Annotated in this window: 16 protein-coding genes; 7 read left to right on the top strand and 9 right to left on the bottom strand. The window is 31.8% G+C overall.

Annotation, left to right across the window (positions count from 1 at the left end; translation table 11 throughout):
- Positions 1 to 38: 38 nt before the first annotated feature.
- Positions 39 to 2,507, bottom strand: a complete 2,469-nt coding sequence (locus MUN68_RS10390) for an ELWxxDGT repeat protein (protein ID WP_249996614.1) — start codon at positions 2,505 to 2,507, stop codon at positions 39 to 41.
- Positions 2,508 to 2,581: 74 nt separating this feature from the next.
- Complete coding sequence (gene ytxJ, locus MUN68_RS10395) at positions 2,582 to 2,965, bottom strand: bacillithiol system redox-active protein YtxJ (RefSeq protein ID WP_249996613.1); 384 nt, start codon at positions 2,963 to 2,965, stop codon at positions 2,582 to 2,584.
- Positions 2,966 to 3,171: 206 nt separating this feature from the next.
- Between ytxJ and clpB the strand changes: the two genes are divergently transcribed.
- Entirely contained in the window at positions 3,172 to 5,778 is a 2,607-nt protein-coding gene (gene clpB, locus MUN68_RS10400; RefSeq protein WP_249996611.1) for an ATP-dependent chaperone ClpB, read from the top strand.
- Positions 5,779 to 5,990: 212 nt separating this feature from the next.
- Here the strand turns inward: clpB and MUN68_RS10405 are convergent, their stop codons facing one another.
- Positions 5,991 to 6,638 (bottom strand): OmpW/AlkL family protein, encoded by a 648-nt coding sequence (locus MUN68_RS10405; RefSeq protein WP_249996610.1) that lies wholly within the window; start codon positions 6,636 to 6,638, stop codon positions 5,991 to 5,993.
- Positions 6,639 to 6,795: 157 nt separating this feature from the next.
- Between MUN68_RS10405 and MUN68_RS10410 the strand changes: the two genes are divergently transcribed.
- The 3 genes from MUN68_RS10410 to deoC (MUN68_RS10420) all read left to right on the top strand — a co-directional run bounded on the left by MUN68_RS10410 (position 6,796) and on the right by deoC (MUN68_RS10420) (position 8,900).
- On the top strand, positions 6,796 to 7,392 hold the full coding sequence (locus tag MUN68_RS10410; RefSeq protein WP_272792362.1) for a TetR/AcrR family transcriptional regulator: 597 nt from the start codon (positions 6,796 to 6,798) through the stop codon (positions 7,390 to 7,392).
- A 52-nt stretch (positions 7,393 to 7,444) separates the two neighbouring features.
- Complete coding sequence (locus MUN68_RS10415; RefSeq protein ID WP_249996607.1) at positions 7,445 to 7,936, top strand: acyl-CoA thioesterase; 492 nt, start codon at positions 7,445 to 7,447, stop codon at positions 7,934 to 7,936.
- 298 nt (positions 7,937 to 8,234) lie between these two features.
- Entirely contained in the window at positions 8,235 to 8,900 is a 666-nt protein-coding gene (gene deoC, locus MUN68_RS10420; protein WP_249996606.1) for a deoxyribose-phosphate aldolase, read from the top strand.
- 39 nt (positions 8,901 to 8,939) lie between these two features.
- On the opposite strand, the gene deoD is transcribed toward deoC (MUN68_RS10420), so the two are convergent.
- The 5 genes from deoD to MUN68_RS10445 all read right to left on the bottom strand — a co-directional run bounded on the left by deoD (position 8,940) and on the right by MUN68_RS10445 (position 15,143).
- The gene (gene deoD, locus MUN68_RS10425; RefSeq protein WP_249996605.1) at positions 8,940 to 9,641 is read right to left on the bottom strand and encodes a purine-nucleoside phosphorylase; all 702 of its coding nucleotides are present in this window, start codon (positions 9,639 to 9,641) and stop codon (positions 8,940 to 8,942) included.
- A 47-nt stretch (positions 9,642 to 9,688) separates the two neighbouring features.
- The gene (locus tag MUN68_RS10430; RefSeq protein ID WP_249996604.1) at positions 9,689 to 12,076 is read right to left on the bottom strand and encodes an aldehyde dehydrogenase family protein; all 2,388 of its coding nucleotides are present in this window, start codon (positions 12,074 to 12,076) and stop codon (positions 9,689 to 9,691) included.
- Between the two features lie 12 nt (positions 12,077 to 12,088).
- Positions 12,089 to 13,096 (bottom strand): deoxyribose-phosphate aldolase, encoded by a 1,008-nt coding sequence (gene deoC, locus MUN68_RS10435; RefSeq protein ID WP_249996603.1) that lies wholly within the window; start codon positions 13,094 to 13,096, stop codon positions 12,089 to 12,091.
- A 54-nt stretch (positions 13,097 to 13,150) separates the two neighbouring features.
- The gene (locus tag MUN68_RS10440) at positions 13,151 to 14,449 is read right to left on the bottom strand and encodes a pyrimidine-nucleoside phosphorylase (RefSeq protein WP_249996602.1); all 1,299 of its coding nucleotides are present in this window, start codon (positions 14,447 to 14,449) and stop codon (positions 13,151 to 13,153) included.
- Between the two features lie 112 nt (positions 14,450 to 14,561).
- Entirely contained in the window at positions 14,562 to 15,143 is a 582-nt protein-coding gene (locus MUN68_RS10445; protein ID WP_249996601.1) for a Crp/Fnr family transcriptional regulator, read from the bottom strand.
- 149 nt (positions 15,144 to 15,292) lie between these two features.
- Between MUN68_RS10445 and MUN68_RS10450 the strand changes: the two genes are divergently transcribed.
- Both MUN68_RS10450 and MUN68_RS10455 read left to right on the top strand, forming a co-directional pair.
- Positions 15,293 to 15,589, top strand: a complete 297-nt coding sequence (locus tag MUN68_RS10450) for a hypothetical protein (protein ID WP_249996599.1) — start codon at positions 15,293 to 15,295, stop codon at positions 15,587 to 15,589.
- Between the two features lie 10 nt (positions 15,590 to 15,599).
- Positions 15,600 to 16,109 (top strand): phosphoglycerate mutase family protein, encoded by a 510-nt coding sequence (locus MUN68_RS10455; protein WP_249996598.1) that lies wholly within the window; start codon positions 15,600 to 15,602, stop codon positions 16,107 to 16,109.
- Here MUN68_RS10455 and MUN68_RS10460 read toward each other — a convergent pair.
- Entirely contained in the window at positions 16,102 to 16,848 is a 747-nt protein-coding gene (locus MUN68_RS10460) for a DUF6503 family protein (RefSeq protein WP_249996597.1), read from the bottom strand. The genes MUN68_RS10455 and MUN68_RS10460 overlap by 8 nt on opposite strands.
- A gap of 72 nt (positions 16,849 to 16,920) precedes the next feature.
- Here MUN68_RS10460 and smpB point away from each other — a divergent pair, with 72 nt between their 5' ends.
- Complete coding sequence (gene smpB, locus MUN68_RS10465; RefSeq protein WP_249996596.1) at positions 16,921 to 17,379, top strand: SsrA-binding protein SmpB; 459 nt, start codon at positions 16,921 to 16,923, stop codon at positions 17,377 to 17,379.
- The last annotated feature ends 1 nt before the right edge of the window (position 17,380 follow it).

Raw genomic sequence — 17,380 nt, forward strand, 5'->3', positions numbered from 1 at the left:
TTTTGCATATATATTATTCTAATTGTATTTCCAATACACTAATTTTTAATTAGTCGTTTGGAAATTGTTACTTGATTGGTTCTTATTTCTACTAAGTAAATACCTCTAGATAAATTTCTAATATCATAACGATTATTCAAAATGGATTCATTTGAAAAACTTAATAGTTTTTTTCCTTCTATATTATATAACCTGACACTTTCAATCGCTTCCGAAGTTTTCTTTTTCAATGAAAAGTAAGACTTTACAGGATTTGGAAATAATTTATGAGTAAAATCTACTTTAGAAAATACGCTAGTTTCTAAAGTAGCGGTATTCAATTTTCTCAATTCTGTGCCATAAACAGCATCTGTAGATCCAAAATACAATTCATTATTAAATACTGTTAAACCATAAGGCAAACTACTTCTACATATACCAGGAAAGATATCATATAAACGTTGTGTACCATTTTCTGTTCCATCAGTAATCCATAGTTCAATATCGCCATCAGAATCGGTAGCTTGAAATAATAATTGACCATCAAACACTTGCATATGCAAAGGACTAGAACTTCCATTGGTGTTAATTTCTTTAACTATTACGGTACCACTATCTGTCCCATCAGTTTTCCATAACTCATAATTAAAAGTCGCGTCATTGGCTCTAAAATACAATTCATTATTATAAACTTGCAAATTACTTACACCATTATAATTTGAAGTAGTGTTTATGTTTTTCACCATTATAGTCCCTAATTCTGTTCCATCAGTTTTCCATAATTCATTTCCAGTTCCATCATCAGCTCTAAAATAGAGCTCATCATTCATTTCTTTTAAATATATTGGAAAAGAAGAATTGATACCTGGTCTTATATCTTTTATCATCATCGTTCCTGCATCTGTACCATCTGTTTTCCATATTTCTCCACCATAATCATCATGATTTGCAACAAAATAAAGTTCGCCATTAAACTTAACCCAAGGCAGTAAAACTCCAGCAGCATCTCCAGGATTGATATCTTTTAACATAACTGCATCATCTGTATTTCCATCACTAACCCAAAGTTCATCATCATTTTCAAATTGTTTGACATTAAATAGTATTCTTCCGTTTACTTCTTGAACTGAATTGATATAGCGCTCTCCAGAATAATTATCTCCTCCAAATAATCGTATTGTTCCATATTCTGTACCATCCGTCTTCCATAATTCATCATCAAATTCACCATCAACTGCAGAAAAATAAAGATATTCATCAATGACATTATGAATGACAGGATAACTGTCTGCGGTAATTGTATTTACATCCTCAATTAATTGTGTTCCCATAGAACTGCCATCCGAAGTCCAAAGCTCTATTCCCGATAATTCCTCATTAGCAGAAAAAACGAGTTCTCCATTTAACTCAAAAGGTATTGAAGGGCTACTATTATCCACTCCAACATTTATATCTTTAAATATAGTTGTACCTGCCAAAGTACCATCTGTAGTCCAAAGTTCATTACCTTCTATAGGGTTTTCTGCTGAAAAGTAAAGTGTTCCATTATAAACATAAAAAGAATCTGGATTAGAACTTAAATCACCAACATTAATATCTTTTAATAGTGAAGTACCAGAAGTTGAACCATCACTAATCCATAGCTCTTGACCATTAACATCATCATTTGCAGAAAAATAGGCGTTTCCATTATAAGAAGTTAACTGTGTTAGCGAAGAAGAATTCGTGGAATTATTAACATCCTTAACTAATACTGTACCTGAAGATGTACCATCACTTTTCCATAAATCACCAGAGATGTCAAAAAATAAAACGCCATTGACATCAACATACGATAAAAAACTTAAACCGCTATTTCCAGAACTAGAAGCAATATTCTTTACCATTATTGTTCCAGATTCTGTTCCATTCGTTTTCCATAGTTCTTTTCCGCTAGAACCACTGTATGCAGTAAAAAACAACAAACCATTACTTACTATCAAGCCATTAGGATTACTACCAACAGTTCCTGATCTTATATCTTTTACTAAAACGGTTCCAGCTTCTGTCCCATCACTTTTCCATAGCTCTCTTCCTGATGAAGAGTTAGCCGTAAAATAGATTTCATTATTATAAAGCGTTAGATGCCTAACAAACGCATTAGAAGATTCATTATATACATCCTTGAGCATAAATGTACCTGCAACAGTTCCATCTGATTGCCACAATTCTTGACCATTAATTCCATCATCTGCAAGAAAAACAGATAATCCATTAGAGAATTTAACAAAGTTAGTTGGTGTGCTTGACCCACATCCAATTTGTATGTCTTTAATAAATGCAATTTCAGAATTAGAATTATTAATCACATACAGTTCTGAACCTAGAAGACCATTATCAGCTGCAACATAACCATCAACATTATAACTATTACTACCATTTAAAATAGAACTATTCTGTGTTGAAGTATATACATCTTTAACAATCTGTACTTGAGCAACTACTACAACCTGAAATATAAAAGCTATAATGAAAGTAACTTTTCTCAAAATGTTGTTTTTTTTATATACTACTCTAGAACTAGTTTTAAGTCAATGACAATATATAGTTGAGTCTTAATATTTTATACAAATATACTCAAATCAATCTCATTAATCGCTCCATGAGCAGCATGAGCAACTGTTGTTCCGTTTTTTATAATTAGGATTTGTGGTGATTGATGCATCACTTGAAATTTATATCCTATTTCATTAGACACATCACGATGACTCAATAAGTCTAAATAGTATAGATCTAGATTAGCATCTACATCATACATGCTAACAAATTGATTCATAACCATACTACTTATACCACAACGTGTCGAATGTTTAAAAACAACTTGAGTCTTCGTTTTAGAACTTTGCGCTATCTCTTCTAATTGAGAGACATTTGTTAAAGCTTGCCAAGGCAATAATTTTTCTTCTTTTGGTTCAGACGAACCGAATATGTTTTTTAAAAATCCCATAGATATCATTTTTTCATTCTAACTCATGCAGAACTTCTTTCAAATGCATAAGTCGTATCTTTAATTCAATCTTACAAACTGACTAAAAGTCACGCTGCTACACGCTAAATCAGACATTTTGTCGTTTACGTCTAACATTTTACGATTGGTAAGGTTATTGACTTAATGCTATCGTAAAATACTAATAAAAAAATTACTATATACTTATGAATTTTAATAATTATACCATAAAATCTCAAGAGGCAATCCAGCAAGCACAACAACTTGCTCAAAGCTTAGGACACCAACACATAGAAAATGAACATATTATAAAAGCCATTTTTGAAGTAGATGAAAACGTATTGCCATTTATACTAAAAAAGTTAAACGTTAATGTTGATGTTTTAAAATTAGCATTAGATAAACAACTCGAAAGTTTCTCTAAAGTTTCTGGTTCAGACATTATGCTGTCTAGAGATACAGGAAAAACACTTAATGAAGCATCAATCATTGCTAAAAAAATGAATGATGACTATGTATCAATTGAGCATTTAATTCTTGCTGTTTTTAAATCGAAGAGCAAAATTGCTCAGATGTTAAAAGACCAAGGCGTTACCGAAAAAAGTCTAAATGCCGCAATTGACGAATTACGTAAAGGTGATCGGGTAACATCACAAAGTCAAGAAGAAACTTATAATTCGCTTAATAAATATGCTAAGAATCTAAACCAATTAGCTAAGGACGGAAAATTAGATCCTGTCATTGGTCGTGATGAAGAAATTAGACGAATCCTTCAAATTTTATCACGAAGAACAAAGAACAATCCCATTTTAGTTGGAGAACCAGGCACAGGTAAAACAGCTATTGCAGAAGGTTTAGCACACAGAATTATAGATGGAGATATTCCAGAAAACCTTATAGATAAGCAAATCTACGCCTTAGATATGGGAGCATTGATTGCTGGTGCTAAATTTAAAGGAGAATTTGAAGAACGATTAAAAGCAGTCATCAAAGAAGTTACAAATAGTGATGGTGATGTTGTTCTCTTTATTGATGAAATCCACACACTTGTAGGTGCTGGAGGAGGACAAGGCGCCATGGATGCAGCAAATATTTTAAAACCTGCATTAGCGCGAGGTGAACTACGTGCAATAGGCGCAACAACACTTGATGAATACCAAAAATATTTTGAAAAAGATAAAGCCTTAGAGCGTCGTTTCCAAAAAGTAATGGTAAATGAACCCGATACTGAAAGTGCTATTTCTATCTTAAGAGGAATTAAAGAAAAGTATGAAACACATCATAAAGTTCGAATTAAAGATGAAGCGATTATTGGTGCTGTTGAACTTTCAGAACGTTATATTACGAATCGTTTTTTACCAGATAAAGCTATTGATTTAATGGATGAAGCTGCTTCAAAATTACGAATGGAAATCAATTCAAAACCAGAAGAGTTAGATGTTTTAGATAGAAAGGTAATGCAACTTGAAATTGAGATTGAAGCCATTAAGCGTGAAAAAGATGAAGTGAAATTAAAATCCCTTCGTTCAGATTTAGCAAATCTAAAAGAAGAGCGAAACGAACTTAATGCTAAATGGAAAAGTGAAAAAGAAGTCGTTGACAACATTCAAACAACAAAATCAAACATAGAAGACTATAAGCTTGAAGCTGAACGAGCAGAACGTGAAGGCGATTATGGTAAAGTAGCCGAAATTCGTTATGGAAAAATTAAAGAAGCTCAAGAAACACTGGAAACTCAGCAAGCTTTACTCTCTAACCAAAAAGAAAATGCTTTAATCAAAGAGGAAGTTACATACGATGATATAGCTGAAGTTGTAGCAAAATGGACAGGAATTCCTGTGACTAAAATGCTTCAGAGTGATCGTGAGAAACTTCTAAACCTTGAAAAAGAATTACACAAACGTGTTGTCGGACAAGAAGAAGCTATAGTTGCTGTAAGTGATGCTGTGAGAAGATCAAGAGCAGGATTACAAAATCCGCAAAAACCAGTAGGTACTTTTTTATTCTTAGGAACAACAGGTGTTGGTAAAACTGAATTAGCAAAAGCTTTAGCTGAATACTTGTTTGATGATGAAAATGCAATGACAAGAATTGACATGAGCGAATTTCAAGAAAGTCATAGTGTAAGCAGATTAGTAGGTGCTCCTCCTGGATATGTAGGATATGATGAAGGCGGACAATTAACTGAAGCAGTGAGACGTAAACCCTATTCAGTTGTGTTACTAGATGAAATTGAAAAAGCACATCCTGATACTTTCAATATCTTATTACAAGTATTAGATGAAGGACGATTAACAGATAACAAAGGCCGTGTTGCCGATTTTAAAAACACGATTATCATTATGACATCCAATATGGGAAGTCACATTATACAAGAACGTTTTCAAGCGACTAAAGATATCGATTCTGCTATGGAAGCTGCTAAAGTTGATGTTTTAGCCTTATTAAAGCAAAGTGTTCGTCCTGAGTTTTTAAACCGAATCGATGACACTATCATGTTCACGCCTTTAAGCAAAGACAATATTAAAGAAATTGTTGGATTACAATTAAAAGGTGTTCAAAAAATGATTGCAAAACAAGGCATCACATTTGATGCAACACCAGAAGCGATGAGCTATCTAGCAGAAAGAGGTTACAATCCAGAATATGGAGCAAGACCTGTAAAACGAGTGATTCAAAAAGAAGTTTTAAATGCTTTAAGTAAAGAAATTCTATCTGGAAAAATAACAACAGATAGCATTATATTACTGGATGCTTTTGATGACAAATTGGTGTTTAGAAATGAAGCGAGTTTTGTTACAGAAGAAATTTAAAATCTATTGTAACAAAATCTAAAAGAAAGAGTCCTTATAATGGTTGGTTAGTTGAAAAGCAATGCGAATTTTAGAAATAAAATAAGCGTTGCTTTTCTTTTTGCAAATAGGTGTAAATTAAAACCAATAATCATACACGATATTTGCTTTAAAAAGAAAAACGAGCCTAAATAGACTCGTTTTTTTATAATAATTTTTAATCAGTTATATGCTTAAAACCTCATTCCTACACCTAAACCTACAAGAATCGGATCAACATTAACTTCTACTTTATTTGAATTGTCATTGTTAGCAGTAATATCTGTTTTCAAAAACATTTTTTTTAGATCTAAATTTATAAACCATTTATCATTTATACTATAATCTGCTCCTAATTGGAGAGAATGTCCAAGTGCGCTTTCAAATTCAAGAGATTCTAAATCACCAGCATCCTCACCATAGAAAATAGAGTAAACCATTCCAGTTGCAAAATAGGGCTTAAACTTGCCGAAATAAAAATGGTATTGAAAATTAATATTTAATGGTATCATTGAAACAGATCCTAAATCTGATCCTTCATCAATTTCTATATTATGCTTAGATGTTGTTAGCATCAACTCAGCAGAAAAGTTTTTAGTCAAAAAATAGGTGATATCAACTTCTGGAGCATATGTCGAAGAAAAATTAACATCAACATTATTAATACCATTGTGCCTATTATAAGGCGAAGGTGCAATATAAATTGCTCTAACACGAGCCTGCCATTTACTATAATCATCATTAGACGCTGTATCATCTTGATTAGATGTTGTTTCCTCTTGTGCTTGTGTGTTGAAAGTAAATATGCATGCTAGAATAGCACTAAAAATAATTTTTTTCATAAGAATTAATAGTTTAATATTTAACGCAATATATGTGATTTAATATGTAATGCAAAATAATGTAAGTAACTCCATTAAATAGTAATGAATTATTACGATAAATAATAAATAATACAACTAACAATATACCAATTGGTATATTTTGTATATTTGTAATGTGTTAACAAAATCAGAACATACAAAACTTCATATTTTAAAGACTGTAGCACCTATTTTTAATAAAAATGGTTACGCTGCAACAAGCATGAGCGACATTACCAATGCTAGTGGATTAACAAAAGGAGCAATATATGGACATTTCAAAAATAAAGAAGTTCTTTCTATTTCAGCATTTAAATACAATGTAAAACAGATGATGTCTAAAATTTCAGATCACTTATCACGTAGCAACTCACCAATTCAAAAACTATATTTAATTTCAGACTTTTACAGAAACTATTATGAATTTAGTAAGAAGCTTGGTGGTTGTCCTGTTTTGAATATTGGAGTTGATGCTAATAATCAAAATACATTATTATTAGAAAACGTTAGAATTGTAATCGAGAAGATTCAAGATCAAGTAGCAACTATAATAGAAAATGGCATTGAAATTGGAGAAATATCTTCAGAAATTAATGCAATGCAATATGCAAAACGATTAGACACTTTAATTCAAGGAGCAATATTCATGACTTATACTATGAATGATGAGTTTTATATGAAAGACACCATGGATCAAATTGACCATATGATATTAACAGAAATGAAAGCATAAAAAAATTTAATTTTTAATATACCAATTGGTATATTTCGAAAACAAACAAAAAATGAAATTATCTAAAACAGTATCGAGTTTAGCAACAATCAGATTTCAAGATTGTGATCCTTTTAATCATTTAAACAATGCGAGTTATATCAATTACTTCATGAACCATCGTGAAGATCAACTTATTAAAGCATATGATATTGATATTTATGAGATGGCGAGAAAAACAGGAATAAGTTGGGTGTCTAGCAGTAATCAAATCGCATACATTAAACCTGCCTTTTTAATGGAGAAAATCACTATCGAATCACAATTAATTGCATTTAATAACAGTAATTTAAAAGTAGAAATGCGCATGTACAATTCAGATAAGACAAATCTTAAAGCTATCATTTGGTGTGGATTCACTCATTTTAATTTACTAAAACAGCAAAAAGAAGCTCATGCAGAAGAATTCATGTCTTTGTTTAAATCTATACTCAATCCGATTGAAGAATTACAATTTGAAAAAAGAGTAACTCGTTTAAAGTTTGGAGAAAACGCTATGACATAGTACGTAATTCGCTTAATTTTTATTCATTTATATACCGATTTAAAATCTCAATTTTTGTACAAATTCTAAGTTAGATAACTTGCTTTTTACTAAATAGTTATAATTTTCACATAAAAGTATTCGATGAACTGCACAATAAAAGCAAAGTTTTAACATTAGTATTAATATATAAATATTAACTTTGAATTGCTATTAATTCCAACACGACTTTAGGACAATAATTTATTTTGTCTAAAAGTTAATCCCTCAACTTAAAGAGAGTTTTTAAGTTATTTTCAAATACCTACTAAAGAATACCATGGAATTAAATAAATACATAGACCATACTTTATTAAAGTCTACAGCCACTGAAAGAGATATTATCGATCTTTGTAATGATGCAAAAAAGCACAGATTTTACTCGGTTTGCGTCAACAGTAGTTATGTACCTCTTGTAAAACAATTATTAAAAGGAACCTCAATAAAAATATGTACTGTTGTAGGTTTTCCTCTTGGAGCAAGTGCTACAGAAGCTAAAGTTTTTGAAGCAAAACAAGCTATTGAAGCTGGAGCTCATGAAATCGATATGGTCATTAATATTGGTTTTTTAAAGAGTAAAAACTACGTTGAAGTCTTTAAAGATATAAGTGATGTTAAGCTAGCAATTGGCAGAACACCACTTAAAGTTACAATTGAAATAAGCGAATTATCAAAAAACGATATTGTTAAGGCATGTGAAATTTGTTTAGACGCCAAAGCTAACTTCGTAAAAACTTCAACTGGTTTTTCAAAAAGTGGAGCTACGCTTACTGCAGTTAAAATCATGAAGAAAACTCTAAAAAATCATGCAAAAATAAAAGCTCTTGGAGGAATTGATGATTATGAAACAGCTAAAAAATATATAGATATTGGAGTTGAACGGCTAGGTACTTTTTCAGGAATTGAAATCGTATCAAATAAAATTATCAACCAAAATATGAATTAAATTTTCTATTCGATGTTTTCACATCTGTATAATGATTTTCTAAGCCAATTCTAAAGCGATTTTCATCATATCATTAAAAGATTGCTCTCTTTCCAGAGAACTTGTACCTTCTCCTGTAATTATATTATCACTAACTGTAAGTACTGAAAGTGCCTTTACACCAAATCGTTTAGCTAATGTGAATAGGATTTGTGTTTCCATTTCTACACCAAGAATCCCTTGTTTTTTCCATTTTTCCCATCGATTTTCTCTAGTATCATAAAACGTATTCGTACTAAATACAGAACCTTGATACGTTTTGATATTCATAGATTTTGCAGCATTGTAAGCTTTAAGCAATAAATCAAAATCAGCTGTAGCTGCATATTGCATGCCTTCGAAATACAAGCTATTAGCATCACAGTCTCCAGAAGCACTCATGGCTAAAAGTACTTGCCCTAAATTGATATCTTCTTGAATTGAACCACAAGTACCGACTCTAATCAAATTTTTCGCTTTATATGTTGTAATGAGTTCATTCACATAAATAGAAGTACTTCCCATTCCCATTCCTGTACCTTGTATAGACACTCTGTTTCCATTATAATAACCAGTAAACCCAAGCATTCCTCTAACTCTATTATAACACACAGCATCATCTAACATTGTTTCTGCTACATGCTTTGCTCTTAATGGATCTCCTGGCAAAAGTACCGTTTCGGCTATATCGCCAACTTTAGCCTCTAAATGTATACTACTCATATTCTAATTTTATTTTTAATTATTTTTCATTATTCGGAGCTCATAAATTAAGCACCATAAGGAATCCAAATATTTTTAATCTGACTTGCATTTTTAAGAAATTCTCCTCCTTCGCCTTGTGCTTTATCTAACCAATTTCTATACTTGCCGTAATTCACCCAAGTGCGTTTCATATTATCCGCTGATAATAATTCCATATCCTTACAACCTTCTTTACTACCAAAATACCAAATAGCGTCTACGTCATCATGCTTTGCTAATACCTGTGCTAATTCATCTTTATGTCCTGTGACAATATTTACGGCACTACCTGGTACATCTGATGTTTCCAAGATTTGATAAAAATCAGTTGCAGAAAAAGGTGATTTTTCAGAAGGCACTACCACCACATTGTTACCCATAGCAATCGCTGGAATTACAGTAGATATGAAACCTAATAGCGGAAAATCATCAGGACAAATAATTCCCATCACACCAAAAGATTCTGGCATTGCCAAAGTCACGTTTCGATGAATAGTATGATGTACATGTCCATCATATTTATCTGCTAACGCTGCATAAGTATAAATTCTTTCAATAGATAAATCCACTTCTTTTAATCCATCAGCTTTACTTTGATTGGTCATTTGAACAATTCTACTTGCAAATTCATCTCTACGAATTGCTAAGTTTTCTGCCAAATAATACAACACTTGTGCTCTTGAATGACCTGTCATATTGGTCCATTTACTACAAGAATGAGCTGCTTCAACGGCATTTCTAATATCTTTACGATTTCCTTTCGAAACTTCACCAATATAGCTACCATCAACACCGTTAACAACCTCACTATAGCCTCCATCAGGTCGAGATTGCTTGCCACCAATATACATTTTAGTCGTTCTATCTATTCCTATATTTGGTTCTGAATTTTGAACGCGTTTTAATTTTTGCTTTGATTGAGAAATAGGTTGGTCTGAAAACGACTCTTCAATTTTTGGTTTTAAATATTCCATTAAACCTTCCTTTCCTCCTTCTCTACCAAATCCAGATTCACGATAACCACCAAAACCAGCTGCAGCATCAAACACATTGGTACAATTAATCCAAGCAACACCAGCCTTTATTTGTGGAGCAATATCTAGAGCTAGATTAATATTTTCTGTCCAAATACTACAAGCCAAGCCATATCTGGTATTATTAGCCAATTTTACAGCTTCTTTATGAGATCTGAATGTCATTGCCACTAAAACTGGTCCGAAAATCTCTTCTTGTGCTATAGTTGCAGAAGGCGAAACATCAGTAAACATGGTTGGAGGAAAATAATAGCCTTCTTTTGGGCATGACCAAGATGGCTGATTTAATGTATTTCCTTCATCAATGCCTAATTTAACCATTTTTGTAATGGTATTAAGTTGCGCTTTATCGACAATGGCTCCTATATCAATACTTTTGTCTAATGGGTTACCTATTCTTAGGGTTTCCATTCTTGCTCTAATTTTTTTATAAAGTTTTTCTGCGACACTTTCTTGAACTAATAATCTTGAACCTGCGCAACACACTTGTCCTTGATTAAACCATATAGCATCAACGATACCTTCCACTACACTATCTAAATCTGCATCATCAAAAACGATAAAAGGTGATTTCCCACCAAGTTCTAATGACAATTTTTTTCCTGTTCCTGCTGTAGCTCGTCTTATCAGTTTTCCAACTTCAGTAGACCCTGTAAAAGCAATTTTATTGACATCCTTATGATTTACAATATCTGCTCCTGTCTTACCATGTCCAGTAATAATATTTACAACACCATTTGGCAACCCTATTTGTTCACAAATTTCGGCAAAAAGCAATGCTGTTAAGGAGGTTGATTCTGCAGGTTTTAAAACTACGGTATTTCCCATTGCAATAGCAGGTGCGATTTTCCAAGCCAACATCATTAATGGAAAGTTCCATGGAATAATTTGACCAATGACTCCAAGTTCTTTATAATCGCTTAATTCAGAATCTTTTAATTGTGCCCAACCTGCATGATGATAAAAATGTCTTGCTACAATTGGAATATCAATATCTCTGGTCTCTCTAATTGGTTTTCCATTATCCATTGACTCTAATACAGCAAACAGTCGAGAATGCTTCTGAATTTGTCTTGCTAAAGCATATAGATATCTAGCACGTTGATGCGATCCAATCTTCACCCATTCAGGCAAAGCCTTTTTAGCAGCAGCAACTGCTTTATTAACATCTGTTTCGTTGGCTTCAGAGATTTTTGCTAATTTTTCCTTGTTTGAAGGATTAATACTGTCAAAATACTCTTTAGATGAAGGAGCAACCCATGCTCCATTTATAAATAATTTGAATTTTCTTTTATGACTTTCTAAAAATTGAATGGCTTCATCAGTGCTTTCTGGAGCAGGACCATATGTCATTGTATTGTATATTTCTTTAATTTCCATGCGTTATATTATTTATGCCATTGGGTGTCTAAATGACGCTGAATATCGTCCAGTTACATAATGTTCTAATTGTCGTTCAATATCACCAAGTAAACTACTAGCTCCAAACCTAAATAAATCTGGATTTAACCATTCATCACCAAGTTCTTCCTTAATTAAAACCAACCAATTGATTGCTTGTTTCGCTTTACCAATTCCACCTGCTGGTTTAAAACCAACTTTATATCCTGTTAATTCATGATACTCTCTAATAGTTCTAATCATTACAAGGCTTACAGGAATTGTTGCATTCACTGGCTCTTTTCCTGTACTCGTTTTTATAAAATCTGAACCAGCCATCATGCTAACCCAACTTGCCTTGGCAACTTTCGTATATGTTGGGATTTCTCCAGTAGCTAATATGGTTTTCATATGGGCATCACCACAAGCTTTTCTACATGCAGATACTTCATCATATAATGTTTTCCAATCTGATCGTAATACCAAATCTCTACTAACTACGATGTCTATTTCAGTTGCACCAGCAGCTACAGATAATTCTATTTGCTTTAACCGTTCCTTAAGAGGAATATTACCAGCTGGAAATCCTGTTGATACAGCAGCAATTGGTATTGCACTACCTTTTAAACCTTTTTTAGCATCCTTAATAAAGTTATGATAAACACAAACTGCTCCTGTTTGGATATTTGCATCTTTCATTCCCATAGACTCTAATATGTCTAATCTTATTGGCGATTTTGCTTTTGCACAAAGTCTCAATACATTACTTTCGGTATCATCACCAGAAAGTGTCGTTAAATCGATACAACTCACAGCTTTTAACAACCAAGCCGCTTGCCATTCCTTCTTAACAGACCTTCTTCCACTTAATGTAGCAGCACGTCTTTCAACAGCACTTCTATTTACATTTATATCTTCAAATAGACTTGAATCAAATGGAATACCATCGTTTCGTTGATGCAGAGATTTCTGCGTCTTATTTGATGTCTTATTCTTCACCTTCATTTTTGTATTACTCATACAATTATTCGTTTAGTTTTATTCTATTTATAAAAATAACAATTCTTAAAGAATTTACCTTACTGTTTTAAGGATTAATGGGTTTGCTAAAGGTTTTTTATCAGCAAATTTATAGGCTAAAGTCATTAGTTCATTTGCTTTTTCAAAAGAGCCTTCATCATTGGAAAATAATTCAGCAAGTGAATCCCCTTTATTTACAAAATCTCCTATTTTCTTTTTTAGCACAATTCCAGCTCCAAAATCAATATTACTGGTTTTTGTTTCTCTACCTGCTCCAAGTTTTACTGAAGCTAAGCCTACGTCGAGTGCATTTAATTCACTTATATAACCTTGATGTTCGCTTTTGTAAGTTCTTGAATATTTAGTACTTGGCAATTGATCTGTATTTTCTACAGAATTAACATCGCCTCCTTGAGCTTTTACAAATTCTTTAAATTTATCAAATGCTTTTCCAGAGCTAATCAAGGTCTTTAATTTTTCTACAGCTTCCTCGTGATTTTTAGAAACGTTTCCTAAGACTAACATATGTCCACCTAATTCTAAACAGAGATCTGTTAAATCTTTTGGTCCTTTCCCTTTTAATGTATCAATAGCTTCTTTTACTTCTAGAGCATTTCCAATAGTATACCCAAGAGGTTCGCTCATTGAAGTAATTACAGCAATGACATTTCTATTCATCTTTTCGCCAATGTTAATCATCACTTTAGCCAATTCTTCAGCATCTTCAAGTGTTTTCATAAATGCACCATAACCAACTTTAAGATCAAGAACAATAGCATCTGCTCCACAAGCTAATTTTTTGCTCATAATACTAGACGCGATTAAAGACATATTATTTACGGTTCCAGTAACATCTCTCAGCGCATATAGTTTTTTATCTGCTGGAACTAAATTTGCATTTTGTCCACAAACAGCAATATTATGTTTTTTTACATTTTCTATAAATTCTTCTCTAGACATATCGACAGATAACCCTTTTATAGATTCCATCTTATCTAAAGTACCACCAGTATGTCCAAGTCCGCGTCCAGACATCTTAGCAACAGGAACACCTGCAGCTGCCACTAATGGTGCCAGTACCAAAGTGGTTTTATCACCAACTCCTCCAGTACTATGTTTATCCACTTTAATACCTTCAATTTGGGATAAATCAATTAATTCACCTGATCGCATCATCAAATCAGTCAAAATAGCAGTTTCAGTACTATTCATTCCTTTAAAATAAACAGCCATTAAAAAAGCAGAAATTTGATAATCAGGAATTTCTCCAGAAATAAACCCATCAATAATTGATGTTAATTCCTTTTTATTTAGCTCAAGACCTTTACGTTTTTTAACTATTAATTCAACCATAGTTGTGATATAATACGCTACATAAGTAGCATTTATACAAAGTTCAAAAAAAAAAGTCTAAAATAAAATGAAGTAGATTATCAAAAAATGTTAATCTAGATTAACATGATGATTATAGGTTGGTGTTTTTGATCTTACTTAAGAACTCTTTAGTAATACCAAGGTATGAAGCAACCATGTATTGTGGAATGCGTTTTTCAATTTCAGGATAGAGTTTTGTAAATTGTATATATTGATCTTTAGCAGAAAGACTAAACGTGGAAACAATTCTTTTCTGAGAAGCTACAAACGCTTGCTCTAAAATTAATCTAAAAAAGCGTTCTAATTTGGGTACTGCTTTGAATAAGTCTTCCTGATCTTCAAATGATAATTGTATCAATTCAGTATCTTCAATACATTGTACATTATAATCTGAAGGTTTTTGAGACACAAAACTTCCAATTTCAGAAGCCCACCAATTTTCAATTGAAAACATTACAATATGCTCTTCTCCATTATCGTCAACATAAAACGTTCTAGAACAACCAGAAATTATAAAACCACTATTTCGACAAACATCACCTTGTTGCACTACATATTGTCCTTTTAAATACTTTCGGATTGACACTTTAGAAAGTATGATTTCCTTATCTTCTTCAGACAGCGCAACGTAATTATTTATGAAGTTTATAAAATATTGTGATTTTTCTTCCATGGCATAAATGTATTAAAAAGGATATAAATTATTCTTCGTAAACACATCAAATTCAGAACTAAGTAATCTTTTATTTTAACAAACATTTTTGGCTGTTCATCAATTAACTATGTTATATTTGAGAGTTATCAATCATAATTGCATTTTAAATGAAAACGGTTTATCTAGTTCTACTTACCATTTTAATTACTATTCCTTCCTTTTCTCAAAAAAACACAAATGATTCAGAAATAAAATCAGAATCATGTACACCTAATTATTTCACACAAAAAGATCGTATTCATATTAAATTTGAAAAAATTTATCCTAAATCTCAATTATTATCATTAGACATGGAAACATGTAAACAAGATCCCATCAAAATTGAAGTTGTAGAAACATTCAATTCTCAAATAATAGCAACACTTTATCTTTTACAAAATAGTAATAAACTCAATCGTAATTAATATTATTTAAATGAAATACTTTCTAATCCTGGCCTTTGCTTTAAGTTTTATAATTCCAGTAAAAGCGCAAGAACAAACAAAACCTTCAACAACAACTTACTATTTAATTCGTCATGCAGAAAAAGATAGAAGCGATACAACCAATAAAAACCCTAATCTAAACGACGCAGGAACTAAAAGAGCGGAAAATTGGAGCAAAGTTTTTGAACACATCGATTTTGATGCTGTGTATTCAACTAAATATTATAGAACATATGAAACCGCTAATCCAACTGCTAAAACTAAAGGATTAGAGATTCAATTTTATGATCCAAGACAATTATATTCTGAAGAATTTGCTGAAGAAACTTATGGTAAAACCGTTTTAGTTGTTGGTCATAGTAATACAACTCCAGCTTTTGTAAATGCTATTTTAGGTGAAAAAAAATATGAAAATATAAACGACAATGATAACAGTTATTTATTTATCGTAACGATTTCTGAAGGCCATAAAATCGATCAGGTCCTAAAAATCAATTAACAGTTACATTCATTAATTCAATTTTAGATAGCAGTTTTAGTTGTCCGTTTTCAAATAATTTTGGCAATTCTGAAAGAGGAACAGTAGCATCTATCGGTTTATAATTGTTATAGTCTATAAATCGAACCTCATTAATATAGCGTTCGTTATATGCTTCCCTGAAACGCACACCTATTCCATCATCTTCAGCATAAGAATACGCGAGATAATCCAATTCGAAAGTTTTTGTATCTATCCAATATAAAAATACATCTTCATAATCTTCTCCACCTCCATCTTGGTTGAAAGTGACTTTTACTGTATGGTAGGTTTGTCCATTAATTTCAACATCATTCAAAAGTGATTTGTTAACCGCTTTATCATTCAATCCATAAGGCAAAATTGAAAAATAATGTACCGAATTCACAGAAGCTGAATATTTTACTTTCATAGAATCTTCAACAATAACAGGTGTCATATTACCTGTAAATCGTTCAAAACCATCATTTGTCAAAACATCAAAAATGGAATCTTTATTTGCTGTAACAGTTAAGCGATTTAATAAAAACCTTCCATCATTTCTAATTGCAGAATAGTGTTTGTCTCTAAAATCAAAATCAATAATAGAAGACGTAATTTTGTCTCCTCCTGAATGCTTTATAGCTGTATTGATAATTAATTCAGCGGATGGTTTTTCTGTTTCAACGTTTTTACAATTCAGAAGAAAAAAAGATAGAATTCCTAATATTACATATTTCATTTTGGCATATTTGATTCTTAAGTCGTAAAACTAATTCTTTAATAACAGTTAAAAATAATTACCTTTGTTCTCATGCAAAAACCAGTAAATATAAAGAACAAAAAAGCAAAGTTTGAGTACGAGATTCTAGATACGTACACAGCTGGTATTGTATTAACTGGAACTGAAATCAAATCCATTAGAGAAAGTCAAGCATCAATTGCTGAAAGCTTTTGTGAGTTTAATGATAAAGGTGAATTATTCGTTATAAACATGACCATTCAAGAATATGTTTATGGCAATTATTACAATCATAAACCAAAGGCTGAACGTAAATTACTACTTAATAAACGTGAACTCAAAAAACTTGAGAAAGAGGTTAACGTTAAAGGCAATTCAATTATTCCGTTGCGATTATTTGTAAATGAAAAAGGGCTGGCCAAACTAGACATTGCTTTAGGAAAAGGAAAAAAGTTATTCGATAAACGTGATACCATTAAAGATCGCGATAATAAACGAGATTTAGATCGTATCAAAAAAATTTATAACTAAA

Source organism: Psychroserpens ponticola, assembly GCF_023556315.2.
Lineage (GTDB): Bacteria > Bacteroidota > Bacteroidia > Flavobacteriales > Flavobacteriaceae > Psychroserpens > Psychroserpens ponticola.